General features: G+C 38.3%; 30 protein-coding genes and 1 pseudogene. 10 read left to right on the top strand and 21 right to left on the bottom strand.

Annotated features, from left to right (window positions below):
* The 4 genes from ACYTR8_RS07555 to ACYTR8_RS07540 form a co-directional block, all read right to left on the bottom strand.
* On the bottom strand, window positions 1–232 hold a 232-nt coding region (locus ACYTR8_RS07555; RefSeq protein ID WP_479641935.1), incomplete at its 3' end, for a transposase.
* 47 nt (window positions 233–279) lie between these two features.
* Window positions 280–1,671: an XRE family transcriptional regulator gene (locus ACYTR8_RS07550; RefSeq protein WP_479641936.1), complete on the bottom strand. Its 1,392-nt coding sequence runs from the start codon at window positions 1,669–1,671 to the stop codon at window positions 280–282.
* Window positions 1,672–1,714: 43 nt separating this feature from the next.
* Window positions 1,715–2,053, bottom strand: coding sequence for a Cd(II)/Zn(II)-sensing metalloregulatory transcriptional regulator CadX (gene cadX / locus ACYTR8_RS07545; protein ID WP_000711091.1), 339 nt, complete (start codon window positions 2,051–2,053; stop codon window positions 1,715–1,717).
* Between the two features lie 11 nt (window positions 2,054–2,064).
* Window positions 2,065–2,679: a CadD family cadmium resistance transporter gene (locus ACYTR8_RS07540; protein ID WP_164405179.1), complete on the bottom strand. Its 615-nt coding sequence runs from the start codon at window positions 2,677–2,679 to the stop codon at window positions 2,065–2,067.
* 28 nt (window positions 2,680–2,707) lie between these two features.
* Between ACYTR8_RS07540 and ACYTR8_RS07535 the strand changes: the two genes are divergently transcribed.
* Entirely contained in the window at window positions 2,708–2,932 is a 225-nt protein-coding gene (locus ACYTR8_RS07535; protein WP_072353678.1) for a FanG protein, read from the top strand.
* Between the two features lie 39 nt (window positions 2,933–2,971).
* Here the strand turns inward: ACYTR8_RS07535 and rpmG are convergent, their stop codons facing one another.
* Together rpmG and rpmF are read right to left on the bottom strand one after the other, a co-directional pair.
* Window positions 2,972–3,121: a 50S ribosomal protein L33 gene (gene rpmG, locus ACYTR8_RS07530; protein ID WP_002982147.1), complete on the bottom strand. Its 150-nt coding sequence runs from the start codon at window positions 3,119–3,121 to the stop codon at window positions 2,972–2,974.
* Between the two features lie 15 nt (window positions 3,122–3,136).
* Window positions 3,137–3,319 (bottom strand): 50S ribosomal protein L32, encoded by a 183-nt coding sequence (gene rpmF, locus ACYTR8_RS07525; RefSeq protein ID WP_000290414.1) that lies wholly within the window; start codon window positions 3,317–3,319, stop codon window positions 3,137–3,139.
* 389 nt (window positions 3,320–3,708) lie between these two features.
* Between rpmF and hisS the strand changes: the two genes are divergently transcribed.
* From hisS to ACYTR8_RS07495, 6 genes are all read left to right on the top strand, one after another.
* Window positions 3,709–4,989 carry a histidine--tRNA ligase gene (gene hisS, locus ACYTR8_RS07520; RefSeq protein ID WP_111717975.1) on the top strand — a complete coding sequence of 427 codons (1,281 nt, stop codon included), beginning with the start codon at window positions 3,709–3,711 and terminating at the stop codon, window positions 4,987–4,989.
* Between the two features lie 336 nt (window positions 4,990–5,325).
* Window positions 5,326–7,074, top strand: a complete 1,749-nt coding sequence (gene aspS, locus ACYTR8_RS07515; protein WP_111717769.1) for an aspartate--tRNA ligase — start codon at window positions 5,326–5,328, stop codon at window positions 7,072–7,074.
* A complete protein-coding gene (locus tag ACYTR8_RS07510; RefSeq protein ID WP_003055524.1) occupies window positions 7,067–8,008 on the top strand; it encodes a YitT family protein in 942 nt (313 codons plus the stop codon). The genes aspS and ACYTR8_RS07510 overlap by 8 nt, the downstream gene beginning before the upstream one ends.
* A gap of 20 nt (window positions 8,009–8,028) precedes the next feature.
* Window positions 8,029–8,928, top strand: coding sequence for a YitT family protein (locus tag ACYTR8_RS07505; protein ID WP_111717768.1), 900 nt, complete (start codon window positions 8,029–8,031; stop codon window positions 8,926–8,928).
* Between the two features lie 29 nt (window positions 8,929–8,957).
* Complete coding sequence (locus ACYTR8_RS07500; protein WP_111717767.1) at window positions 8,958–9,872, top strand: YitT family protein; 915 nt, start codon at window positions 8,958–8,960, stop codon at window positions 9,870–9,872.
* Window positions 9,873–10,048: 176 nt separating this feature from the next.
* Entirely contained in the window at window positions 10,049–11,446 is a 1,398-nt protein-coding gene (locus ACYTR8_RS07495; RefSeq protein ID WP_479641937.1) for an ATP-binding cassette domain-containing protein, read from the top strand.
* A gap of 69 nt (window positions 11,447–11,515) precedes the next feature.
* On the opposite strand, the gene argS is transcribed toward ACYTR8_RS07495, so the two are convergent.
* Window positions 11,516–13,207, bottom strand: a complete 1,692-nt coding sequence (gene argS, locus ACYTR8_RS07490; RefSeq protein WP_269760110.1) for an arginine--tRNA ligase — start codon at window positions 13,205–13,207, stop codon at window positions 11,516–11,518.
* A gap of 287 nt (window positions 13,208–13,494) precedes the next feature.
* Here argS and argR point away from each other — a divergent pair, with 287 nt between their 5' ends.
* From argR to mutS, 3 genes are read left to right on the top strand one after another with little or no spacing between them, the layout of a single operon-like run.
* Window positions 13,495–13,932, top strand: a complete 438-nt coding sequence (argR, locus tag ACYTR8_RS07485; protein WP_003055516.1) for an arginine repressor — start codon at window positions 13,495–13,497, stop codon at window positions 13,930–13,932.
* A complete protein-coding gene (locus ACYTR8_RS07480) occupies window positions 13,929–14,282 on the top strand; it encodes a YlbF family regulator (RefSeq protein ID WP_111717764.1) in 354 nt (117 codons plus the stop codon). The genes argR and ACYTR8_RS07480 overlap by 4 nt, the downstream gene beginning before the upstream one ends.
* Window positions 14,269–16,824 (top strand): DNA mismatch repair protein MutS, encoded by a 2,556-nt coding sequence (gene mutS / locus ACYTR8_RS07475; protein ID WP_479641938.1) that lies wholly within the window; start codon window positions 14,269–14,271, stop codon window positions 16,822–16,824. The genes ACYTR8_RS07480 and mutS overlap by 14 nt, the downstream gene beginning before the upstream one ends.
* A gap of 395 nt (window positions 16,825–17,219) precedes the next feature.
* Here mutS and ACYTR8_RS07470 read toward each other — a convergent pair whose 3' ends face one another.
* From ACYTR8_RS07470 to ACYTR8_RS07405, 14 genes and pseudogenes are all read right to left on the bottom strand, one after another.
* Window positions 17,220–17,987, bottom strand: a complete 768-nt coding sequence (locus ACYTR8_RS07470) for a hypothetical protein (RefSeq protein ID WP_479641939.1) — start codon at window positions 17,985–17,987, stop codon at window positions 17,220–17,222.
* Window positions 17,988–18,191: 204 nt separating this feature from the next.
* Entirely contained in the window at window positions 18,192–18,575 is a 384-nt protein-coding gene (locus ACYTR8_RS07465; protein WP_479641940.1) for an ArpU family phage packaging/lysis transcriptional regulator, read from the bottom strand.
* Window positions 18,550–18,912: a DUF1492 domain-containing protein gene (locus tag ACYTR8_RS07460; RefSeq protein WP_479641941.1), complete on the bottom strand. Its 363-nt coding sequence runs from the start codon at window positions 18,910–18,912 to the stop codon at window positions 18,550–18,552. Before ACYTR8_RS07460 ends, ACYTR8_RS07465 begins: the two co-directional genes overlap by 26 nt.
* A gap of 404 nt (window positions 18,913–19,316) precedes the next feature.
* Window positions 19,317–19,805, bottom strand: a complete 489-nt coding sequence (locus tag ACYTR8_RS07455) for a hypothetical protein (protein WP_136291683.1) — start codon at window positions 19,803–19,805, stop codon at window positions 19,317–19,319.
* A gap of 73 nt (window positions 19,806–19,878) precedes the next feature.
* Window positions 19,879–20,435, bottom strand: a pseudogene (locus tag ACYTR8_RS07450) (hypothetical protein).
* Window position 20,436: 1 nt separating this feature from the next.
* Window positions 20,437–20,610, bottom strand: a complete 174-nt coding sequence (locus ACYTR8_RS07445; protein WP_011529113.1) for a hypothetical protein — start codon at window positions 20,608–20,610, stop codon at window positions 20,437–20,439.
* Window positions 20,611–20,615: 5 nt separating this feature from the next.
* Window positions 20,616–20,789, bottom strand: coding sequence for a hypothetical protein (locus tag ACYTR8_RS07440; protein ID WP_003045773.1), 174 nt, complete (start codon window positions 20,787–20,789; stop codon window positions 20,616–20,618).
* 334 nt (window positions 20,790–21,123) lie between these two features.
* Window positions 21,124–22,626 (bottom strand): DNA primase family protein, encoded by a 1,503-nt coding sequence (locus ACYTR8_RS07435; RefSeq protein ID WP_479641942.1) that lies wholly within the window; start codon window positions 22,624–22,626, stop codon window positions 21,124–21,126.
* A 19-nt stretch (window positions 22,627–22,645) separates the two neighbouring features.
* The gene (locus ACYTR8_RS07430) at window positions 22,646–23,512 is read right to left on the bottom strand and encodes a primase alpha helix C-terminal domain-containing protein (protein ID WP_011889229.1); all 867 of its coding nucleotides are present in this window, start codon (window positions 23,510–23,512) and stop codon (window positions 22,646–22,648) included.
* Window positions 23,513–23,785, bottom strand: a complete 273-nt coding sequence (locus tag ACYTR8_RS07425; protein WP_136291685.1) for a hypothetical protein — start codon at window positions 23,783–23,785, stop codon at window positions 23,513–23,515.
* Between the two features lie 2 nt (window positions 23,786–23,787).
* Window positions 23,788–24,117 (bottom strand): hypothetical protein, encoded by a 330-nt coding sequence (locus ACYTR8_RS07420; RefSeq protein WP_003045763.1) that lies wholly within the window; start codon window positions 24,115–24,117, stop codon window positions 23,788–23,790.
* Between the two features lie 11 nt (window positions 24,118–24,128).
* Window positions 24,129–24,320 carry a hypothetical protein gene (locus ACYTR8_RS07415; protein WP_011889227.1) on the bottom strand — a complete coding sequence of 64 codons (192 nt, stop codon included), beginning with the start codon at window positions 24,318–24,320 and terminating at the stop codon, window positions 24,129–24,131.
* Window positions 24,320–24,652, bottom strand: coding sequence for a hypothetical protein (locus ACYTR8_RS07410; protein WP_111711707.1), 333 nt, complete (start codon window positions 24,650–24,652; stop codon window positions 24,320–24,322). Before ACYTR8_RS07410 ends, ACYTR8_RS07415 begins: the two co-directional genes overlap by 1 nt.
* A 293-nt stretch (window positions 24,653–24,945) precedes the next feature.
* Window positions 24,946–25,179 carry a helix-turn-helix domain-containing protein gene (locus tag ACYTR8_RS07405; RefSeq protein ID WP_479641943.1) on the bottom strand — a complete coding sequence of 78 codons (234 nt, stop codon included), beginning with the start codon at window positions 25,177–25,179 and terminating at the stop codon, window positions 24,946–24,948.
* Window positions 25,180–25,240: the final 61 nt, after the last annotated feature.

The raw sequence follows: 25,240 nt of genomic DNA, 5'->3' as shown, positions 1-25,240 counted from the left end.
CGAGTTCTTTATTGCGTTTTCTGAGTTGAATCAGTTCCCGTTGTTCATCTGTCATATTATCAACAGACTTGAAGGAACCCGTTAGTTTGGCTTGTCTGACCCACTTATCGAAGGTTGAGGGCGTTAACTCATATTCTTTGATAAGCTCACTTCGTTTCATTCCAGCATTGTGGAGGTCAACAATTTGTTGCTTAAAATCATCGGCGAAGTGGCGACGTATTTTTCTAGACATATCTGTTCTCCTGTTTTCTTTAGTGTAGAACACTTTATAAATTCTGTCTAGTTTAGTGTAACCGATTCAAAGGCTTGCTGAACCTTATCCAGAGAGTAAGCCATTTCAAGTAATTCTTCGTTTAATTTCTCTTGGAAATAGTATGTTACTTGAGTGTTATTCGTTAATAAACCTTCAATATGGCGAGAGACACTTGTATTGTCTAAATTAATGTCATAGAGGTCAACTAAATCAATAAGTTCGATGTCATTTATTCCCTGAGATGCAGTTTCTTCTATTTTTTTCTTATCCTCTAGTGAAAATCTTGTTGGCTCTATTTGAATAGCAGATCTTTCCTGAATTGGTCTTGTTGCATAAGGGTTAAAGACCCAACTGATTATTTCATCAAAAGTTCTTTCCTCAATCCTTTCTATATCACTGGATTTATGAATACGAATACCTATATTTGTTAGCTCTTCTTCAGAATATTTTTGGTACAAGTCTGTGATATCTTTACCCTGACTTACTAACTTCATAAAGTCATTGTTTATCTGTAAAAATTTTAATTCATCTATTTTTTGACTTCCAGTCACATTCAACGAAAAAGTTGACCTTGCTTTTTTGGAAATAACTAACGGAACGGACGTAAGGTAAGATTTTGGGATATTTTCTTTATACATTCGTTCTAGAATATCATCAACCAGGAATCCGATATTAAATAGTGGATTTTCTTTGAGTTTTTTAATTAGGTTAGGGATAATTTCTGTCGAAACATTATCATACCACCATTTATTGATAAGTGGGTCAATGCTTTCTTGCCTAAATGTTGAGGGTATGCCATTTCCGTCTAATTCAAATAGGATGCTACAGACATTAACTTCAAATGATTTAATTAAATTATCCCCTAACATCAACCAAAGAATATCAAACATTTCTTCAAAATCAATGACAGTTAATTCATTGATAGTACTGGTTCTAAAACTTCTAGCGAGGTTATAACTTTTTTCACCAACAGTAATGTCAATGTCATCTTTCTTGTGAAAAGTATCCATTTCAGTTTCATCAGAAGCCAAAAAATTTTTTCTTTGAATATTGAAATTTGCGAATGTCTTGGAAAGTCTAAGACAGCTGGATTGTATTGAAATTAAATCATCGTCCGAAAAAGAATACATTCTTTTATCTACAGATTCCAAATCTCTAAATAAAATAGAGCTGAAGCAGTGGTAAAACATATTTTCAACAAACTTGGCAATATCTCCAAAAATAATTTCTTTATAGTCCGAGTCGGTTTGAGTATTCAAATAAAGCAATATTGAAGCGGTAACTTGTCGCTTTCCCTTTTCAACTTGGCTAACTTGACCTGCATTACCTAGGTCACTTTGCTTTAAATTATACTTTTTTCTTAAACATTTGATACGAGTAGGTATTTCTTGTGAGTAATTTTCATCAAAAAATTTCATAGATAAGTCCCCTATAAACATGGAAAAGTAGAAAAAATAGTTGTTATCCTAGTTGATTAAAAAAATCTCTGATTTCCTCATCTTTTATAAAATAATATATAATTTTCCCCTCTCTTCTAGTGTCCAAGATGTTTTGATTGGCTAGTTTACGAAGATGGTGGGAGGCAGATGCCATACTGAGATTTAGTAAACAGGCTATATCGCAGACACAGAGTTCTTCAACAGCAAGGAGATAAAAGATGATATTTATCTGTTTATTATCGGTAAACTTTGATAAAATGCGAAGTGATTTTTGGACTTTTTCCTTTTCAAGGTAGTTCGTTGCGGTTGTAACATTTTGTTGATTTATAACATTCACTTGGCAGATACTATCTTTTTTCAAAATATTTTCTCCTAGCCTAAAACAGTCCATAGCATGTCAAAACTGTTGTTTTCAGTCAGGATATATATCCCCAATCCTAAATAAACAACGGCAATAAACCATCTGCTATATTTTTCTAAAGTTTCTCCAACAGAAGAGACTTGTGCCAATTTTTGGGCAGAAAAAACCAAGAGATAAATCATGACTAGAAAGGTAAGTAAAGCCACTATCAAATTCGCTAAATTTAAGGTAGTAAAATATGGGACAAAGACACCAATATTGTCAGCACCACAACTTGCAAAAGTAATCATAGCGACTAGAAAAATCAGGTTTTTATTATCTTTGCTCAACCCTTCTTTGGCAATAGCTTCTCCATCAGAATCTCCTAAAAGCAAAACTTTGAGGCCTAGGAAAATTGGAATCAAACCGAGCAAACCTAAAATTTCTTTACTAGGAATATAATCTAAGACAAATGCAAAAAGCAAACTTAGCAATATTAGACTAACAGAGCCTAGAAATTGTCCTAAATAGATGTTAATGATGTCTTTTCTGCTTTTTCTTTTGGCAAAAAATAACATTAGGATAATAAGTAAGTCTACGGCTGTCCCAGAATACAGGATTATTGAAGTAACAACATTTTGAATCATAAAATACCTCATTCAAATATATTTTTGAATGTATTTTAACATTAAACTTTGTAGATGTCAACTTCAGCTCCACCAAAATATAGATAAGAAGTTAGTGTACCAAATATTAAAAAGCCCTGCCATCGAAATGATAGCAGGGCTTAACTTCAATATCCAAATGATATATTCATCTAAAAAAGGTAGAGTAAAAGGTAGAGTTCTTATTGATTTATATTGCAATGTAATGAACTTCAAAAATTCAAAAATCGCTTAAAATCAATGTTTTGACGTCTAATGACGTGTAGTGAACCCCTTACTTAACTTCTGTAAAGGTTACGTGTTTACGTAATTTTGGTGAGTATTTTTTCAATTGAAGACGGTCTGGAGTGTTACGTTTGTTTTTTGAAGTAAGGTACAAGCGTTCACCAGATTCTTTGTGTTCAAGTGTAATATTTACGCGCATGGTATCTCCCTTCTATTATTTAGCTTCGTTAGCTTTAGCGATTTTACGTCCTTTGTAGTATCCTTTAAGGGATACACGGTGAGAACGTGAGTAATCTCCAGTAGTTTCGTCGAATTGTACAGATGGAGCTGTCAATTTGTAGTGTGTACGACGTTTGTTCTTTTTAGCTTTTGACGTGTGACGTGCAGGAACTGCCATTTTTTCTATCCTCCGATTTAAACTTTTGAGGGTCTTGTAGTAACTAAGTCAAGGGTTAAAAGGAACTTTTCCCTATATACTTACGTTTTTGACCCAACTTATTTGTTTTGTTGTGTTATGGCTTTCGCCAACTTTAATATAGTACCACAACTTTTTTGTAAAGTAAAGTTACTTGACAAAAATTTTAGAAAAAGCTCTGCTATTCTACAAAAAGAAGCGGAAAAATGTTAGAATAGAAGCAATTATTGAGTAATAGAAAGGAAGAGGGTTGTAAGCTTATGACGATTGTTGGTATAAGCTAAAAACTTGAAAGACAAGCTATTTGGCTAAGGTAATTGTTAGCTAAAGGCGTGTATGTCTTGAAGTAGCACTCTCTTAGTATGTTAACCATGGCATTTCAAAAACCAAAAGGAACTCAGGATATTCTGCCTGGGGATGCTGCGAAATGGCAGTATGTGGAATCTGTTGCGCGTGATACGTTTAGCCAATATAATTATGGAGAAATTCGTACCCCTATGTTTGAACACTACGAGGTAATCTCGCGGTCTGTAGGTGATACGACTGATATTGTGACGAAGGAAATGTACGATTTTTACGATAAAGGAGACCGTCACATTACCTTGCGACCAGAGGGTACAGCTCCAGTGGTGCGTTCTTATGTTGAAAATAAATTGTTTGCACCAGAGGTCCAAAAACCTGTCAAACTTTATTATATCGGTTCTATGTTCCGCTACGAACGCCCTCAAGCTGGTCGTTTACGAGAATTTCACCAGATTGGGGTAGAATGTTTCGGCGCTGCTAATCCAGCAACAGATGTTGAAACCATTGCAATGGCTTATCACCTCTTTGAAAAATTGGGTATTAAGGATGTCACTCTTTATTTAAATAGTTTAGGAAGTCCCGAAAGTCGTACTGCCTATCGTCAAGCCTTGATCGACTATTTGACACCAATGCGTGATCAATTATCTAAAGATAGTCAACGTCGCTTGGATGAAAACCCACTGCGCGTGCTTGATTCTAAAGAAAAAGAAGATAAACTAGCCGTTGAAAAGGCGCCTTCTATTTTGGATTACTTAGATGAGGAAAGTCAGGCGCATTTTGAGGCAGTCAAAGCTATGCTTGAAGCACTTAACATTCCTTATGTGATTGACACCAATATGGTGCGTGGCCTTGATTACTATAACCACACTATTTTTGAATTCATCACGTCTGTGGAGGGCTCTGACTTAACCATCTGTGCGGGTGGACGTTATGATAGTTTGGTAGGTTATTTTGGTGGGCCTGAGACTCCAGGATTTGGATTTGGTCTTGGTTTAGAACGTCTCTTGATGATTATTGAAAAGCAGGGCCTTGCCTTGCCAATTGAGACAGAGATGGATGTTTACCTCGCTGTGCTAGGTGACGGTGCTAATAGCAAAGCTTTAGAATTGGTTCAAGCCATTCGTCGCCAAGGATTTACAGCTGAACGGGATTACCTTGGGCGTAAGATTAAAGCTCAGTTTAAATCAGCCGATACCTTTAAAGCAAAATTGGTAATTACTTTAGGAGAAAGTGAAGTTGAAGCAGGCAAAGCTGTGATTAAGAATAATCGTAGCCGCCAAGAATTGGAAGTCAGTTTTGAAGATATTATGACCAACTTTGCGAACGTCTCAGAGCAATTATTGTCTTAATGGCTTTATTGTTGTTATAAACTTTTGTTGATATGATTGTTTAGAATATAATCACTAAAACAGGTGTAACTTCTCTTTTTAGAAGGGAGTTGCACCTGTTTTTTTCTGTAAGGGGATTGATTAGCTTTCTTAGTATTCTGTGAGGACACCTGATATGTCAAAATGCTGACGACTCAGTATTCTTGTTCTATCTTTAGAAAAACTCTTTTTAAATGGGTGGGGTTTTTAAGGGCTTTTTGCTATAATAGTAGGGAATGAATTAATTGATTTATATTGTGAAAGGAATTGGAAACGAGCAGGTTTCACAGGATTCTGTTTGTTTTAGGGAATTTATTTATGAAACGTAGCATGTATGCAGGGCGTGTTCGCGAAGAACACATTGGAACGACAATCACATTGAAAGGATGGGTAGGACGCCGACGTGACTTGGGTGGTCTCATTTTTATTGATTTGCGTGACCGTGAGGGTGTGATGCAATTAGTCATTAATCCTGAGGATGTGTCTAGTGATGTGATGGCAACTGCTGAACGTCTACGTAGTGAATATGTGATTGAAGTGGCAGGTCTTGTTGAAGCTCGACAACAACCCAATGATAAGTTGGCGACAGGGATGGTTGAGTTAAAAGTATCTGCTTTGACCATTTTAAACACAGCTAAAACGACGCCTTTTGAAATTAAAGATGACGTTGAAGTAAGTGACGACACACGTTTACGTTACCGTTACTTAGATTTACGTCGTCCAGAAATGTTAGAAAACTTCAAGCTACGTGCAAAAGTGACTCATTCTATCCGTAATTACCTTGATGACCTTGAGTTTATTGATGTCGAGACACCTATGTTGACAAAATCAACTCCAGAAGGTGCGCGTGACTATCTGGTACCAAGTCGTGTTAGCCAAGGGCATTTCTATGCTTTGCCACAAAGTCCGCAAATTACCAAACAGTTATTGATGAATGCTGGCTTTGATCGCTATTACCAAATTGTAAAATGTTTCCGCGATGAAGATCTACGTGGTGACCGTCAACCTGAGTTTACACAAGTTGACTTGGAAACGTCATTCCTTTCTGAACAAGAGATTCAAGACATCGTTGAAGGCATGATTGCTAAAGTGATGAAAGAGACAAAAGGAATAGATGTAACTTTACCATTCCCACGCATGAGTTACGATGTAGCAATGAATAGCTACGGCTCAGATAAACCAGACACACGTTTTGAAATGCTTTTACAAGACTTGACAGAGACTGTCAAGGGAATTGACTTCAAGGTTTTCTCAGAAGCACCAGCTGTCAAAGCGATTGTGGTTAAGGAAAATGCAGATCGATACTCTCGTAAAGATATTGACAAATTAACTGAGTTTGCCAAACAATTTGGCGCTAAAGGCCTTGCCTGGGTTAAGGTGACAGATGGTCAATTAGCAGGCCCAGTAGCCAAGTTCTTGACAGCAATTGAGACAGAGTTGTCAAGTCAATTAAAACTTGCTGAGAATGATTTGGTTTTATTTGTAGCGGATACTCTTGAGGTTGCTAATAATACATTAGGTGCCCTTCGTAATCGTATTGCCAAGAACCTTGACATGATTGATCAGTCGCAGTTCAATTTCCTTTGGGTGGTTGATTGGCCAATGTTTGAGTGGTCAGAAGAAGAAGGACGTTATATGTCAGCTCATCACCCATTTACTCTTCCAACGCCAGAATCTGCTCATGAGTTAGAGGGTGATTTGGCTAAGGTACGGGCCATTGCTTATGACATCGTATTAAATGGTTACGAGCTTGGTGGTGGTAGCCTGCGTATCAATCAAAAAGAGATGCAAGAGCGCATGTTCAAGGCTCTTGGGTTCACTGCAGAAGAAGCTAATGACCAATTTGGTTTCTTACTAGAAGCGATGGACTACGGCTTCCCACCACATGGTGGCTTGGCGATTGGTCTTGATCGTTTTGTCATGTTGCTTGCTGGAAAAGACAATATTCGAGAAGTTATTGCCTTCCCTAAAAATAACAAAGCCTCTGATCCAATGACGCAAGCACCTAGTCTTGTTTCTGAAAAACAATTAGAAGAACTCAGTCTTCAAATAGAAAGTCATGATTAAGAAAACAACTTACAAGAAAAAAGTTAAATATGTCATTAGTAGGGGAGCCAAGAAAGTTGGGCTACTCCACGCTCTAAGAAGTATTTCAAGAGAAAAATATGCAGAGAAGATTTCGGCTTCTCTGCTTTATGGCATTCTCTCCAGTATTGCTGTGAATTTTTTCTTCCAGCCAGGGCATGTTTATTCAAGTGGAGCAACTGGTCTGGCACAGGTTTTTTCAGCTCTTAGTCATCGTCTTTTAGGTTACGATTTTCCTATTGCCCTTGCGTTTTACTTGATCAATATTCCTTTGCTTATCTTAGCTTGGTATAAAATTGGGCACCAATTTACCATTTTTACCTTTATTACGGTTAGCATGAGTTCTTTCTTTATTCAAATCATGCCTCAAGTGACATTGACGACCGATCCGCTTATCAATGCTATTTTTGGTGGTTTGGTCATGGGTATGGGGATTGGTACAGGTTTTAAATCACGGATTTCAAGTGGTGGAACTGATATTATTAGTTTGACCCTTAGAAAGCGAACTGGAAAAGATGTGGGAAGTTTGTCATTGATGGTGAATGGTGCCATTTTGACCTTTGCGGGCATCTTGTTTGGTTGGCAGTACGCCCTCTATTCTATGGTCTCTATCTTTGTATCGAGCCGTGTTACGGATGCCATTTTCACTAAGCAAAAGAAAATGCAGGCAACCATTATTACAAGTCATCCAGAGCGTGTGATTCAAATGATTCACAAACGATTACATCGTGGCGTGACAAGTATTAATGATGCAGAGGGTACCTATAAGCATGAACAAAAAGCCGTCTTAATTACCATTTTGACACGAGAAGAATACACAGAATTTAAATGGTTGATGTTAAAAGCAGACCCTCAAGCCTTTGTTTCAGTTGCTGAAAACGTGAGGATTATCGGTCGATTTGTTGAAGAAGATTAATAAAAAACACAGGAGGTGCTATGACAGTTGATCAACGGTTACAGCTAAAGAATTTTTGCTTTATTATTTTAGGAGCAGCTATCTATGCATTTGCCTTTGTTTATTTTTACCTGGCTAATCGGATTGCGGCTAATGGACTAGCTGGTCTAACGTTAGTTGGGAAGGCCCTGTTTGATATCGACCCCTCCTTGACAGGATATCTGATAAATTTGCCTCTAGTGCTACTAGGCGCCAAACTTTTTGGAAAAAGAGCTATGGTTTACACAGTGACAGGCATTTTTTCGCTTTACTTTTTTGTTTGGGTCTTTCAGCAACTTCCTTTGGTAGTTGATTTGGATCATGATAATTTAGTGGTTTCGTTGATGGCTGGGATTATAGGAGGTCTTGGTGGAGGACTTGTCTTTCGAAATGGGGGAACCATCGGTGGAGCAGATATTATTGCCAAATTATTTGAAGACAAATTAGGTTTACAACTGAATCAAGCCCTTTTGGGGATTGATATTTTTGTCATGATTGTTTCTTTAACCTATATTTCATTACCTCAAATGATGTATGCTTTAATTGCTAGCTTTATGTATGGTCAGATTGTTCGTCTGGTACAACAAGGCGGTTATACGGCACGTGGCACCCTTATTATTTCAGATCAATCGGAGACAATTGCCCGGTTCATTATGGAGGAGTTAGGGAGGGGGGTCACTTACTTACATGGTGAAGGGGCCTACTCTGGTCGTGATAAAAAAGTCATTTATGTGGCTTTGGGGCGAACAGATATTAGGGAGTTAAAAGCTTTTCTAGCTCAGATCGATCCGAATGCATTTGTCTCTTATTTTGATGTGGATGAAGTGAATAGCCCAGAGTTTGTTGCCACTAAGAGCAAATACCATAAAAAGAAAAGTCGAAGCAATGTTTCCAAACGGTAACCCATTTTAACGAATAGTGAGGATAATGAATGACACGTCACGATAAACTGACTAAACTAATAGAACTGTTGTTAATAGCCCTAGGAGTGGGCATCTACACTTTTGGCTTTGTTAACTTTAATATGGCCAATGCCTTAGCTGAGGGTGGTGTTGCAGGGATAACCCTAATTTTACATGCACATTTTGGGATTAACCCTGCTTACTCTTCTCTTTTGTTTAACCTCCCGCTTTTTATTTTAGGGGCAAAAATTTTTGGGAAGCGTTCCTTAGCATTGACTATTTACGGAACAGTTCTGATGTCTGTGTTTATCTGGATGTGGCAAAAGATTCCCATGGAATTGGGTCTAGAAAATGATATGATGTTAGTAGCTGTCGTAGCAGGACTCTTTTCGGGGATTGGCAGCGGCCTGGTTTTCCGCTATGGTGCAACGACGGGAGGAACAGATATTATCGGACGGATTGCTGAAGAAAAATTTGGAGCTAAATTAGGTCAGACTTTACTGCTAGTTGATGCCCTTGTTTTGACGGCTTCCTTAACCTATGTGGACTTAAAACATATGCTTTACACCCTAGTGGCTAGTTTTGTCTTTAGCCAAATGATTAGTGTTGTCCAAAATGGTGGGTATACTATCCGTGGTATGATTATCATTACCAAACATTCTGAAGCTGCCGCTCAGGCTATTTTAAATGAAATTAACCGTGGGGTGACTTACTTGAAGGGTCAGGGGGCTTATTCAGGGAATGATTACAATATCATGTATGTGACCCTTAATCCAACAGAAGTCAGAGAAGTGAAACGGATACTAGCAGAATTAGATCCAGATGCCTTTATCTCCATTCTTGATGTGGATGAAGTGATTAGTTCAGATTTTAAAATTCGTCGTAAAAATTTTGATAAGCCTATTGAAAAGGCTTTACAGAAGAAACCTAAGCTGCTAAAATAAAAGCAACAAATGAAATAAGAGGTTGAAAAAAGCCATGATTAACAACTAACTCATCGTCATACACTAATCTTTGAATGATTGTGAATCAAGGAAGTAGTGTGTACTTTGAGGTTTGAAAATCAGGGCTTTTTGTGTGCACTTTTTCAAACCTTTCTTGTCAGAGAAAGGAAAACACGATGGAAATACTCAAATTGTCTCATTACCAATTAGAAGTAGGAGGAAATCTTCTCTTATCGATTAACCAATTACACCTTCATCAAGGGGATAAGGTTTTTCTGATAGGTGACAATGGTTCTGGGAAAACGAGCTTTTTGCAAACCCTTATAGGAGAAAGGCGATCTTATCAGGGTCAACTTAGTTTACATAGTGACGTTGCTTACTTGCCTCAACTACAAGCAGCTCAAAACCAATCTGGTGGAGAGAAGGTGATGGCTTCATTAAAGTTACTTTTTCAAAAGAATGCTTCTTTACTCATTCTGGATGAACCTAGTTCACACTTAGATAAGGCTAATCAGAAGTGGTTGATTCATCAACTCAAACGGTATCGTGGTACTCTTTTAGTGGTAAGCCATGACCGCTATTTGATGAACCAGATAGCTCAACAAATATGGGCCATTGAAAAACAGGATATAAAGGTTTATCAAGGAAATTATGATGCCTATAGACAAGCCAAAGAACTAGAAATGCAAAAACAAGCTATTGAAAAGGCTAACTATCAGCGTCAGGTGACTAAGCTAACAAAGCAAATTCAAGCGAAAAAAGAACGTGCCAACCAAATGGTAAAGCCTAAAAAAAACATCTCACGTTCAGATTGGAAAGTGAATGCTTTTGCAGGTAGTTATGATTCTCAGGCTAAGCGGATAGCCAAGTCAGCAAAGGCGATGGAAAATCGTTTAGCCAAACTTACACCTAATAGACAGGAAAGCAAAGAGATTTGGGCTAAATTGAAATTCAATCCTCAGGAGAAGAAAATCCCTCACACCCTTATCCATCTAAGAGAGGGGAACTTATCTCGGAATAAGCAGATTTTGTTTACGTATCCAGACATAGCTATTAGAGCTGACAGTAAATTAGCTATTATTGGTAGAAATAAGGCTGGGAAGTCAACGTTTTTAGAGTCTCTGGCCAATCAGGACTTACCTGGATTTTATAGTGACCACCTTAAACTAACTTTTTTTAAGCAAGATCAGGTGCAATTAGATAGTCAATTAACTGCTTTCGAGTTTGTACAAGAACAGTCTAATCAAGACAGCAGACTTATTCTCAATTATCTAGCTATGATGGGGATTCCTTATCAAAAAGCACACCAAAAGATAGCTAGTCTATCTGGAGGTGAAAGGGTTCGGTTGGCTTTAGTAGGTGCTATGCTTGGTGATCACCAGTTGCTGATTCTGGATGAACCAACGAACTATTTGGACCTTGTTGCCATGGAAGCGCTGGAAAGGTGTTTAAAACAGTACCCTTATCCTTTTGTTCTAGTGTCACATGATCAGCAGTTTGTATCATCTGTGGTCAATCGCTGTTATGTTATTAGGGACGGGCAGTTAGAGGAGGTTGATAAAGACCACTTTTGAATATTTTTTGACAAAACTAAAAGCCCTCTCCATGTTATTGTGGAGAGGGCTAATAATATGCTGTTTAGGTTACATTTCATTTGGTGCTTCTACACCGAGTAAACGAAGTGCTTCTTTAAGCACAGTGGCAGTAGCATAGCAGAGGGCTAAGCGACTATCACGTTCTGAGTTGGCATCGAGGATGCGAGTGTGAGCATAATATTTGTTAAAGCTTTGGGCTAAGTTAATAGCAAATTTGGCCATAATAGAAGGCTCAAAGTTATCTGATGTTCGCTTGATAATGCGTGGGAAATCTTGGATAAGTTTGATAATTTCCCAGCTTTCAGCATCAGCTAAACTGTAAGTGGTGGTTGCAGATGGCGTAAAGTCAGCTTTACGTAGAATAGATTGGATACGAGCATGAGCATATTGAACGTAAGGTCCAGTTTCTCCTTCAAAGGAAACCATGGCTTCAAGGTCAAAGTCATACCCATTCATACGATCTGTTTTGAGATCGTAAAACTTGATGGCACCAACACCAACGGCATGGGCAACGGCTTCTTTGTCAGCAAGGTTTGGATTTTTCGCTTCAATTTGAGAAGCTGCACGGTTAATGGCTTCAGCAACCGTAGGTTCAAGAAGAATAACATTACCTTTACGTGTTGATAATTTAGCACCGCCTTTTGTGACAAGTCCAAAAGCAACGTGTGTCATATCATCTGACCAATCGTAACCCATTTCTTTTAGCACTGCTTTTAATTGTTTGAAGTGAGCAGCTTGCTCATTACCAACAACATAAACGGATTTAGCAAAGTCATAAGTACGTTTACGGTAAAGTGCGGCAGCTAGGTCACGGGTAATGTAAAGAGTAGCGCCATCTGATTTTTTGATCAAGGCAGGGTGTTCAATGCCATATTTTTCAAGATTAACAACTTGGGCACCTTTAGATTCTACAAGAAGGTTTTTCACTTCTAATAGCTCAAGAACCTCATCCATTTTATCATTATAGAAGGCTTCACCGTTGTAACTATCGAAGGTTACATTAAGTTGGTCATAGAGACGGTTAAACTCAAGCAAACTCTCGTCACGGAACCATTGCCATAATTCAGTAGCTTCTTTGTCGCCATCTTCCAATTTACGGAACCATTCACGAGCTTCTTCATCAACGGTGGGATCAGTTTCAGCTTCAGCATTGATACGGACGTAAAGTTTTAAGAGTTCATCGATTGGATGTGCTTGGACAGCAGCTTCATCTCCCCATTTTTTGTAGGCAACAATTAGCATACCAAATTGTTTACCCCAGTCACCAAGGTGATTGATTTTTACAGGTTGATAACCCATTTTAGCAAAGATATTAGCAAGGCTATCACCAATAACAGTTGAGCGGAGGTGACCGATTGAAAATGGTTTAGCAATGTTTGGGCTTGACATGTCAATAGCAACATTTCGCCCTTGACCCTCATCTTGCTGAGCATAGTCTGAACCTGCTGTAATCACTTGTTCAAGGACCTGTGAGGAAATCTTAGCTTTATCAAGGAAAAAGTTGATGTAAGGGCCGACAGCTACGACTTTTTCAAATTGGCTCCCATCGATTTGTTCAGCTAATTCGCCTGCGATCATTTGAGGGGCTTTGCGAAGGACTTTTGCTAAACTAAAGGCTGGAAAGGCAAGGTCTCCCATGTCAGAATTTTTTGGGGTTTCAAGCAAGTTAAAAATAGCATCTTGTTCTAACTCTGGAACAACTTTGGCTATTTCACTTGCGATTAGAGTTTTAGTATCCATACAGCGTCTCCTAAAAATTGTTTGTCACCCTATTCTAACATATTTCTTTAAAATAAACGAGGAGAGGATTGATAATTTATACTGTCAAATTCAAAGGTCTTTCTTGCTTTACAAAATTTCTTTAGGAGAAGTTGTCAAAAGATCAACGCCGTTCACTGTCAATCGTTTTTAGTGACGTTTCCTTTTCGTATTCTTAAAAAATGGAGTAAATAACAGGGGAAAGATGAAAAAATACAGTTTTTTTGTTATAATTTGAGAGGATAATTATACAATTGGGGTGATCTATCATGAATAAAATAGAGCGACAACATCAAATTAAACAAATCATTCAAGCGGAGCATATTGGCACACAAGAAGATATTAAGAAAGCTCTTCAAAAAGAAGGTATTGTCGTCACTCAAGCCACCTTATCGCGTGATTTGAGGGAAATTGGTCTCTTGAAATTAAGGGATGAGCAAGGCAAACTCTATTATAGTTTGTCTGAACCTGTTGCGACCCCCTTTAGCCCTGAGGTGCGTTTTTATGTGTTATCAGTTGATCGCGCTGGTTTTATGCTTGTTCTCCACACTAACTTAGGAGAGGCTGATGTATTGGCTAATCTGATTGACAATGACGACATTGAAGATATCTTAGGAACTATTGCAGGAGCAGATACTTTATTGGTGATTTGTCGTGATGAAGAGATTGCCAAGCGTTTTGAAAAAGATTTGGCAGCTGGCCTATGACAAGCTATCAAAATGCCTTGAAGGATTTAATCGTGGCTATCAATGCTCACCCTAGCATTATTGCCTATAAAGCAGCCAAACAGCAGTTATCTCAGCTTGATCAGTTTGAAGACCAAGCTTACCAGATGAAACGTTATCAGCAAGAGGCGGAGCTATTCCAAAAGATAGCGAAAACTCAAGCTGCCGCTGTGTCTTCAAACAAGGCCAAAGAATTAGAACATCATCTCAACCATCAACCCGTGATTGATGATTATCGTGAGAAAATGCAAGATGCAAGTGATTTGATTCAATACATCACCAAACGTATAGAAGAACAATTAAACGAGGAGCTAACGAATGGCAAAAGCTAACATTTCTCCTGGGATGCAACAGTATCTGGACATCAAAAAAGATTATCCAGATGCTTTTTTGCTTTTCAGGATGGGTGACTTTTATGAATTATTTTATGATGATGCAGTCAAGGCAGCGCAACTTTTAGAGATTGGTTTGACCAGTCGCAACAAGAATGCGGAAAATCCAATTCCCATGGCAGGAGTGCCACATCATTCTGCCCAGCAATACATTGATGTGTTAATTGAGTTGGGTTACAAGGTGGCTATTGCAGAACAGATGGAGGACCCCAAACAAGCTGTTGGAGTGGTGAAGCGTGAGGTCGTTCAAGTCATCACTCCTGGAACGGTTGTGGATTCAGCTAAGCCAGATAGCGCCAATAACTTTTTGGTAGCTGTTGACTTTGATGGTTGCTGTTATGGATTGGCTTATATGGATGTATCCACAGGTGAATTTTGCGTGACAGATTTGGCGGACTTTACGAGTGTTCGTAGCGAAATCCAAAACCTCAAGGCAAAAGAAGTCTTACTAGGTTTTGATTTATCTGAAGAAGAACAGACGATTTTGGTCAAGCAGATGAATTTGCTGCTTTCTTATGAAGAAACGGTCTATGAAGATAAATCTTTAATTGACGGTCAATTGACAACGGTAGAGCTGACAGCGGCAGGAAAACTCTTGCAATACGTTCACAAAACACAAATGCGAGAACTCAGCCACTTGCAAGCCTTGGTTCACTATGAAATCAAGGATTATTTGCAGATGTCGTATGCCACTAAGTCAAGTTTAGATTTGGTAGAGAATGCTAGAACGAATAAAAAACATGGGAGTCTGTATTGGCTTTTAGATGAAACCAAGACAGCTATGGGGATGAGGCTTTTGCGCTCATGGATTGATCGACCTTTGGTTTCTAAAGAAGCTATTTTAGAGCGTCAAGAAATTATTCAAGTTTTTCTGAATGCTTTTATTGAGCGAACAGATTTAAGCAATAGCTTAAAAGGTGTTTACGATATCGAACGTTTATCTAGCCGTGTGTCTTTTGGCAAGGCAAATCCGAAAGATTTACTTCAATTGGGGCATACCTTAGCCCAAGTGCCTTATATCAAAGCTATCTTAGAGTCTTTTAATAGTCCTTTTGTTGACAAACTTGTCAATGATATTGACAGTTTACCTGAGTTGGAATACTTGATTAGAACAGCCATTGATCCAGATGCACCAGCAATTATTAGTGAAGGAAGTATTATCCGCAATGGTTTTGATGAGCGCTTGGACCATTATCGTAAAGTAATGCGAGAGGGGACAGGCTGGATTGCGGATATTGAGGCCAAAGAGCGTCAAGCAAGTGGCATTAATAACCTAAAAATTGATTACAATAAAAAAGATGGTTATTATTTTCACGTTACGAATTCAAATCTTAGCTTAGTTCCCGAGCATTTTTTCAGAAAGGCAACTTTAAAAAATTCTGAACGTTATGGAACAGCAGAATTGGCTAAGATTGAAGGTCAGATGTTAGAGGCTAGGGAAGAGTCATCTAGTTTAGAATACGATATTTTTATGTGTATTCGAGCTCAAGTTGAAACCTATATTAATCGTTTACAGAAACTGGCTAAAACTTTGGCAACGGTGGATGTTTTGCAAAGTTTAACAGTCGTTGCCGAAACCAATCATTATATCCGGCCGCAGTTCAATGATAATCATGTGATTACAATTCAAGAAGGTCGTCACGCGGTTGTTGAAAAGGTTATGGGAGTGCAGGAATACATTCCCAATAGTATCTCTTTTAACCAAGAGACAAGCATTCAATTGATTACAGGTCCAAATATGAGCGGTAAGTCTACTTATATGAGACAGCTGGCCTTAACGGTTATCATGGCCCAGATGGGCTCATTTGTGGCTGCTGACCATGTTGATTTGCCTCTATTTGATGCGATTTTTACGCGTATTGGGGCTGCTGATGATTTGATTTCTGGGCAATCAACCTTTATGGTGGAGATGATGGAAGCCAACCAAGCAATCAAACGCGCCAGTGACAATTCCCTTATTCTATTTGATGAACTAGGGAGGGGTACGGCAACTTATGATGGTATGGCACTGGCTCAGGCAATTATCGAATATATCCATGATAGAGTTGGTGCTAAGACCATGTTTGCAACGCACTATCATGAGTTGACAGACTTGTCAACTAAGTTGACAAGTCTAGTCAATGTTCATGTAGCAACGCTTGAAAAAGATGGCGATGTAACCTTCCTTCATAAGATTGCTGAGGGACCGGCGGATAAATCTTACGGTATTCATGTAGCAAAAATAGCAGGACTTCCTGAGGCCCTGCTAAGCAGAGCAGATGAGGTGCTTACGCGCTTAGAAGCGCAAGCACAATCTGCTGAGATAATATCAGTCCCTTCACAAGTTGATCCAAGCAGCGCTGCTAGAGAGGGACAGTTATCGCTGTTTCCTGATGAGGATAAGTCTCAGGAGATTATTCACACGTTAGAAGCTATTGATGTGATGAACATGACTCCACTTCAAGCAATGACAACCCTTTACGAATTGAAAAAGTTGTTATAGCTTTTCAGCTGAAAATGAAAAAGATGCTTTCTATATTGAAGGCATTTTTTTATGCTGTCAAAAATGGTCCGAGACCTTCGGCCATTTTTTAAGTATGTTATAATAGTCCATAAGAATGCGAGGAAATTATGACAAAAATTATTGGACTTGGATTGGCAGTTTTTACAGGGTATTGACAGTCCTTAAGTATTGATATGACTGTGTTTTTGAAAAAATATAGGTTTTAAGTTTCCTTAGACTTCCCTCAAAAGTCCACAAAAAGGTGAACAAAAAAAGACCTTTACAGGTCCTTTACATAATGAGTTCAGCAGGCAAGAACTAGCGTAGTTTAAATACTACGCTTTTAGTTTGCCCTATGGCTTATTATAGCACGATTAGTGTCATTGAGGAAGAAACTACCCTCTCCACCAGTCTTTAAAGTTCCACCATTGGTCTTGGAAGCTGTCACCTACACGTTGGTACCAGGTTTTTTCGGCTTCTTCTCGTTGCTGTTGTTTAAATAATTCTTCTGCATATTTTTGTTCTTCAGCTTTCTTCTCTTTCTGCTCTAATTCATCAATAAATTTTTGAATTTCAGCTTCGTCTTTTTCTTCTTCATCTTTAGGAATCGATTCTCCCACAGTCCATTCTCCATAACCTATTGTCCATCCATCTATACTTGTAGTAACTGAGTAAGTATCACCTTTCTTTGCATTACTCTCAGTACTCTTTATAATTTCACTTTTTTCCTTGTCGTATTTTCCTGAGTTCGCTAAATCGAACGTTGCAATTCCTGAAGAATTTGCAATAGTTGGCTTTATTTTATAAGTGTTAGTGTAGATACCGTTACTCATTGAGGAAGATACACTTGTTAACTCCCATATACTATTGGTTGTTTCACCCGTTGTCAAGGAAACTCTTACAAGAGCTCCCGGATTTGTTTTTACTTCGATTTTACTATCTCCCAGATTTATTGGTTTTACTCCAAAATCTCTAGCATCTTTCCAATCGTTTCTGAAGCCTATTTTCGCTTGGTCTCCTGTTAAAGCAGGTTGGTTAGTATAGTCATCACTACCATAAAAACCTAGCCCGGTTTCATTAGCACTCCCAAAATCACTTTCCGCTCTAACGCTCACAGCACACATTGATAGACATAAGGTAGCTAAAACTAATTTCTTTTTCACTATATTTTATTTTCCTTAAAATTAAATATTGACCTCCATAATAACAGCTAATTAGTCAAAAAATTCATTCTATTTTTTGTGATTTAATAATATTTTGGTCTTATAAATAGGGATTTTGAACGATTATGAAACATTGAAGTTTGATTGTTTTACTTTAGATATTAGAACCAACTAAATTAGAGCTATATTAATATTTATTTGGTGTCATAAGCGAACATTATTTTTTAGCGCTCCGTCCCTGTAAAATTCCACAAACTCAAGCAAAGCTCGTTTCTTAGTCTCATAATACCAACTTTGACTTCTGTTAAGTTCTTCCATAATGTCTTGTTGAGTTTTTTCCTCACTGATCAAGTAACACTCAATCAGTATCTTTCTATATTCTATCTTAGACAGTTGATTAATGGCATACCTAATAGCGTCTAGTTCCTCTAGGGCGCATTCTCGGCTTATTTCAAGGTATTTTCTGCGCGTGGGATGGTACTCTATATCAAACTGGTAAAGCTCGGTATAAGTTAAATCAAGGCTATTAGCGATACGTTGCCATCTATGGAATTCTTTCAGCTTACGAATAGCGTTCTTCTTGTTCATCTAACACCTCTAAAGCTTCTCTATGTAGTTTGAACACAGTGTTTCTTGAGTAACCTAGTTTATCGAGTATCTCGTCCCATGATAAGTCATCCACGTATCTAGCCTTAATAACAGCTATCTGTCTCTCATCTTGGAGTGTGGCGATCATGGCTAGTCTCTTATCACGTTCTTTAGCTAAATATAAGAGTTGTTTAGCTGTACCTTTTTCGATATGTCCTATTGTTTCAGGATTATGAAAAGCATTTATCAGCTTGATGTCTTTATCTCGTTGTTCCTCAAATAAGGTTATTAAAGCGAAAAGTGGTTTCAATTCTTTAAGTTGTTCTTTAGCGCTCATGGTCTTTTCTCCTGGTTATGGTATAATTTATTTAAGCTTAAATTTAACCAAGGGGGCGTTCCGTGTGGACGTCTTTTTGTTTTGTTCGTTTTGTAAACTAGATATTTTTTGTAGTACTTCGCTTTTCGCTTCTAAAATCGTTTCTAAGCACTTTTTAGAGTTTATAGTATAAATTCATCAACTTAGTAGCTAGAAGCGCTAAAACAATGTTTTATTTTAGTTTTAGATGGTTATTCTTTGTGGCAGGGTTATGGGCTAAAATGAGATGTCAAATCCTTTCATATCAAGTTTTTAATCTTCGGTGAAAATTTCAAAAAGGGAATTTTTTGCACGGAAAAGGGCGCGTTCTTAAGTTTCCGAACAATATAGCCCCGTTTTAAAATGAAGGGGGTAGTTTCCGAATATTATAGCCAATACCTGTCACCCTTATCCATATAGTAATGAAATCTTCTCCAGTGATAAAGGTATTTGGTTAATCTCATGTACTTTGGACGTTTAGGAAAGTCATCATGACTATAATAACCATGTTTGTGTTTGGCTTCTGGATTTACTTTCAAACACTCTTTAAAGGCTAAGCGCCAGTAATAGCAACAGTTTGTCTTACTTCGATTGAGTGTTGCTTGATGAACCTTTTGACAAGAACCGCAGGCAAAGGTGTGTGAAGCTTTAAATAACTTCCGACAACGTCGCTCGCAGTCAGGACATAAGAAGAAGTAACGCTTACCACCATAAGTTCCTGGTATCGTTTCAAGTAATAAGTCTTGATTATGATAATGAATGACCAGATTATTTAGGTCTATGGTGACAGATTGGTCATTTATTGTTCCTGTAACTCTAGTCTTTTCCTGTGTCTTCATTGGTTTAATGATACTTTCAATAGATAGTTCTAACATCCTTTCTCCTTAACATTCAAACAGCCCAAAACTATTGATAAAACGACAAAAAGAGGGAAAACCCTCTGATTGTTTATTTAACGAGTAACTGACCTTCAACAACCATATCATACAAATGGTTAAAGGCTTGACTGATAGACTCAAGGATGGCTCTAAGTCTTCTGGCGTCATCTCTTTATAATTCATAGAGAGGTGTTCAGCCAGTTGGTTGTGGTCTGAAATGAAAGTCATGAATGTGTCTTGATCATTAACTTTCCCTTGGGTACTTTTAGATAAAGAAACCACGCGCTGATGATTAGGTTCTTCAATTTCCTTAATTAATTCGTTTTCTTGAGCCATGTCATCAAGTTCGTCATCCGTCATATCCTCAGGTTGGTTGTAATAGTCCTTGAAGCTGTCACAGATACGCTTGAAGACTTTGCTTAACTTTTTGTCTTCAGCATATTCTAAGACTAACTGATTGGCATGACCACCTTGGTCATCATTGTGATAGGTGGCATCAATCACTGGTTGCTCATAGGTCCCAGTCATATAGCCTAAAATAGCACGACAAGCCACTTGTGCGGTGTCAAAGTCTTTAAACGTATAGTGGAATGTGAATGTCTTTGGTGTGTCTGAAAATGTTCTCATATTATTTCTCCTTTGTGATTGCTATAATGTCTGATAAATTGATAATGGCAGAAGGAGATGCTACCCAGTTTGGTTGTTCTCCAGATAAAAGATACTTGACCAACTCATTATAAAGGGTGCGGTCTCCTTCTATGGTGATGGTGTTCCCACCTCGGGTGTGTAATTTTAGTTTCATACCAGTTACCTGTACAAGACCAATAAAGAAGTTGTGGTACTCATGTCTTCATAATTGCCATAAGTTGCTTCTGAAAATTTGATGTCTATCACAGATACTGATAGGGTAAATTGATTGACCCGATATTCAAAATCATCTAAAGATTCATTGTGTTTTTGATAAAATAGTTTGATTTTCAATTTTTTTAGCTCCTTTTCTTTAATTTGTTACCTTCTTTAGTGTTTTTGTTACCTTCTAGGTAACATAGCTCCGCCATACTGCCACAAGGGGTTAGACCGCTTTGTTACCATGTTGACCTTCTTTCTAACTCCTTACCCTTATATATAAATACTGCTTTTTTCCTATATAGAGAGTTAAAAAGAAGGTAACAAGGTCAACATAACAGCTATAAAGCTATATATATCAAGTGTCTAGGTGCGTTACCTTCTTTCTAAACAAGGTAACAAGAAGGGCAACAATGTTTGTAAAATCCTAGTAACTGCAAGGGTTTAGGCCATCAAAAGAAGGTCAACATTATTCTTTTTTTGTTATAGCGTGATTTACTCTCCCCAGTTTTGGCCTCTCAAACTCCAACGGATCCAGTTTGTCATAATCTTCAACCTTAACACGCGCTTTTTTTAGTTGGTACTTATTTGGCGTTAACTGCTGTAAGTGCCTGATTGTCTCCTTACCAGCACCGTAAACATTTGGCTTAGGTATTCCCATATCTTCGGCATAATGCTTCAAGGATCTTGTAGCGATAAAAACGGGTACTACGTCCAGCTCGTGCCAACCTCTTTCCATGTACTCATGTTTTACCCAAGATAACAAGTAATCATTATCTTCCTGGTATTCCTCTAACAGGCCTTTGACTGCCTGCGGTTCGATAAAATGAGTAAATGGTTTCTGGTTGATAGCTTTATAAAGGGCGTACTCTAATACCTCTTTATTGGCCAAAAAATCATTTTTTATCCAGGGCTTTTCTTTCTCACCGTTAAAGTCAGCATTGAAGGGGACAATCATAATACGCCTATACCAGCCCTTTGTCTTATTTCCACCGTTGGGGATATAGTTTCCTGAAAAGATATTAAAGAGTTTGAAGGTCGCTTCAAAAGCTGGGCGCCCCTTTGGATTGACTAGCACGGTGTCCCCACTGGTAATACTCATTAGGTCAGACGGATTTTTTAAGTATTCATTAGGTGCCTCGTCTCCAATATTGCAAACTTTACCTACTAGCGTTTCCAGGTTATGCTTTTCAGCAAACTGTGCGGGCTTCAATGCTGATACGTTACTTTCTCCTATCAGATTGATAAGGAACCGCTGAAATGTCCCTTTTCCGTTGTTACCGTCCCCGTAAAAGATAGCAAATTTATTCCGTGTATGGTTGGGGTTGATAGCCTCCAGGATAATCTGCCAAAACAATGTTACCAGCTCACTATCATTGCAAGCGATAGAGTTTAACCAATCGTCAAATGTCTTCCCCTCCCTATCGGTTGGGACCCGTTTAGGCGCGTGATAAGCTGTGCTGATTTTGCTTATAATCACATATTTAGGGCTGAAAGGAAGTAGCTCTTTAGTCCTTAAGTCAATTATGCCATTCTGTACAGGGATAAGGTAGGCGCTCTCCAGCGGTTTCTTTATCCTTGTCAATGTCCTAACCATTAGCTTAATCTGGGGCCATTCCCTAGGCTTAATCCTCACGTCAAAAGTCTTACAAAATCGGTTAAATAGGTCATTACTAGCCGTATATATGCCCTCATCTAAATCATAGATATAGAGTAGGCTATAATCAGGTACGTTGCTTTTGCTGATAAAAGTAAAGGTGATAATTTCGCTTAGCATTTTGGCAACTGTGAAAACCTGGGGCATGGCCACCTTTTCGGTAACGTCCCCTGTACTTTCATTTATTTTGGTTTCCGTGTGTTCTTCCCGCCATTGTTCACCAGCTTGAAAGATACGGCTTTCCAATTCCTTCATTGTCCTGGGCGGTTGCTCATTTTCACGCGCCTCTAAGATTTCACTTTCCAGGCTTTTCAATTCTTCCTTTTCTATGGTTCTATCCTCTCTTTCTAAATTCTGCTCTTGCTATACTTTCAAAAGTCCTATCTAGCTCCCTCTCTGATAGGGGATTAGCCGTCACGCTGTTAGCAATCTTTGTTAATTCGTAAGCTGTTTCTATATCACAATCAACCCACTTATTAAAGAGTAGCCCCACAAAGCGTGTGAGTGCCACGTTACGCCCTCCCTCATCTCCAAAGCCATTGAAAAGCGTATCAATAACCCTCATAGTGATAGACCTCTGACCGCTTGCCCGTGGTGTGTACGTCTGTGGTTTTACTCCCTGGCCACTTGTTCGATTTTGGTTTGATTTTGGTACTGGATAATCTAGGCCATGCTCTACGATTTTTTGATAGTCTGCTGGGTCTCCTGTTGTGACTGGTAAGCCCTGGAGTTGGGACCAGGTAAGGCTAGCTAAATCAAAAGGCAATCCAATCTTATCGGCTATCTCCTTGACCACTTGTTTATAAGTAGGTTCGTCCATGGTGTCATTAGGCTTCACGACAAGGCGATAACGGGGCTTCTCGGGGGTGTGTTTAATCGTTGGATAAATAATGTAGCTGTATTCCCAAAGTGTCTGAGAAACGATTTTAGGTAGGTTGACGCCTGTTTCTATCACGTCATAGTCAAGAAAAATCAAATCGCGATAAACTAAACTAGCATTATTGCGCTTGTAACTCCCGTTTTTCTCTGCTGTGACCTTGCCACTTAGGCAGTAGAGGGCTTGTGTTCGCTTGTATTCTTCAATATCAATATCCTCAGGCGGTTTCAGAGGTTTAAACTGAGCAATATAGTCAAATGGTTCTAATTGTCCTTTGTAGGGGTACAAATAAGAGCTAAAGCCTCTTGCTTCATAAATAGCCATCTACACATTCACCCCCAAAAAGACAAGAATATCACTGACTTTATAGTAATGCTTCCTCGTATCTTCTAGTGGTGGTTGGTATCGTCTTAGACCAGCTTTTTCCCACCGTTTTAGAGTTTTGCCTTTGATATTCAATTCCTCTTTGACCTGTTCAGCCGTTATCAACCCTAATACTCTTGGTTTAGGTTTCTGGTAGTCTTCCAAAAAGCGATTAAACGCGGTCAGGTTTTGTTCTAATAGTTTGGCTTCATAATCTTGACTAAATAAGCCCATGTCTAACCTCCTTTGAGTAATTCCTTATAACTGGTTAAATCGGCATTCAATAAGACACTTAGGCGTTCTTGTTCCTTTTGTACTTGGTTGTAAAAGGCTTTAGCACCATCTAGTAATTCTTCTTTGTTAGCTGGGATAAAGTACCCACGATTGAATCCGTGCCTAATGCCGATAATAGGGACGTTATAGCGCGTGATTAAGCTACTGATGATACTTTGGACGGAGCGTTCTTCAAGTTTCAGTATTAACCCAATCTCTGCTCCTGTAATGGGGTTGTCTGCCCCCACCTTAATCAGATTAAGGACACGTCTATAATTTTCTGGTAGTGTCATTCAGTTCCTCCCTAATTGTAATAATGGTTCTGTGATTGAATATAAGCCCCATAGTCTGCGTTCTTAGGTGGTTTAGGGACTTGGGTATCTTCTGGTAAGTCAATCTCTATTAATGGCTTAGAACGGCTAAGAAGAAGCCCTAAGAGACTTAAAACAATGAATAGAATAAGTGTCTGTGTTGGTGTGAGGTTAAGTTCTTGCATCATGCCGATACCTCACTTAAATAAGTTTCTAGTTCCCCTGAGTCTTTCTCTGAACAAGGTAAACCGTTAACGGCTCTAAAGACAATCTCTGTGGTTCGTTGATAGTCTAAAGCGTCCCATGCTTCTTCAAAGCTGGTGGCACTTTTTCTGAATTTAATGACGTACTCTGTCATAACGTTAGCAATAATCACCCAAGCAACATGTTGGTTATATAGTCGAGTGAAATAGGCTTCAGCTTTATCTTTGCTGAGTTGGCGATTTTTGAACATTTCTCGTTGCTCAGGAGTGTATCTATCTTTTGAAAAAGGATTTGTTTCTACTCTATATTTCATTATGTTTTTTCTCACTTAATTATTATTTTCTGTGTATTTGCTTGTTTCTTATACTAGGTTCATGCTAGTTTTAAGGGGTAGCTCCCTACGTATGGTCAAAATAGCTTCAATATGCTATAATATAAGACATAAAACCCCTTTAATAATAGCTTGCCTGCTTTATTAATTGAGTTTAGTTATACTAGTTAAAGGCTCTGCTGATTGGTCTCGGTAAGCCTTTTTTGTTGTTTTCACGCGCCTTGTGGTGCGTTTTCTTTTGGTCTGAAAACCTCAGACTTAAAATAGTACTTTCGTTATTCCACTTCTCTTTTATTTGGTTCTATTTTTTTCGTACTATCTCCTAAAAAAATATCGTCCATTTTTACCTGGTAAATTGCAGACAATTCTTTTAGAAGTTCAAAAGGTATGTTTGTACTATCTTTTTCGTACTTTGAGATAGTTTGAAAATTTTTGTTTACCTTTTTGGCAACCTGTCGCAAAGTATAACCAGCGTTTACTCTACAAGCTTTCAACGTCCATTGTGCCATATAATCTAATAGCTCCTTTCAAAGTGATAAGTCGATAGTACTATTATTTTCGTACCAAGTC

This window comes from Streptococcus sp. F2 (assembly GCF_056500955.1).
This window is presented reverse-complemented; position numbering and strand designations above follow the sequence as displayed.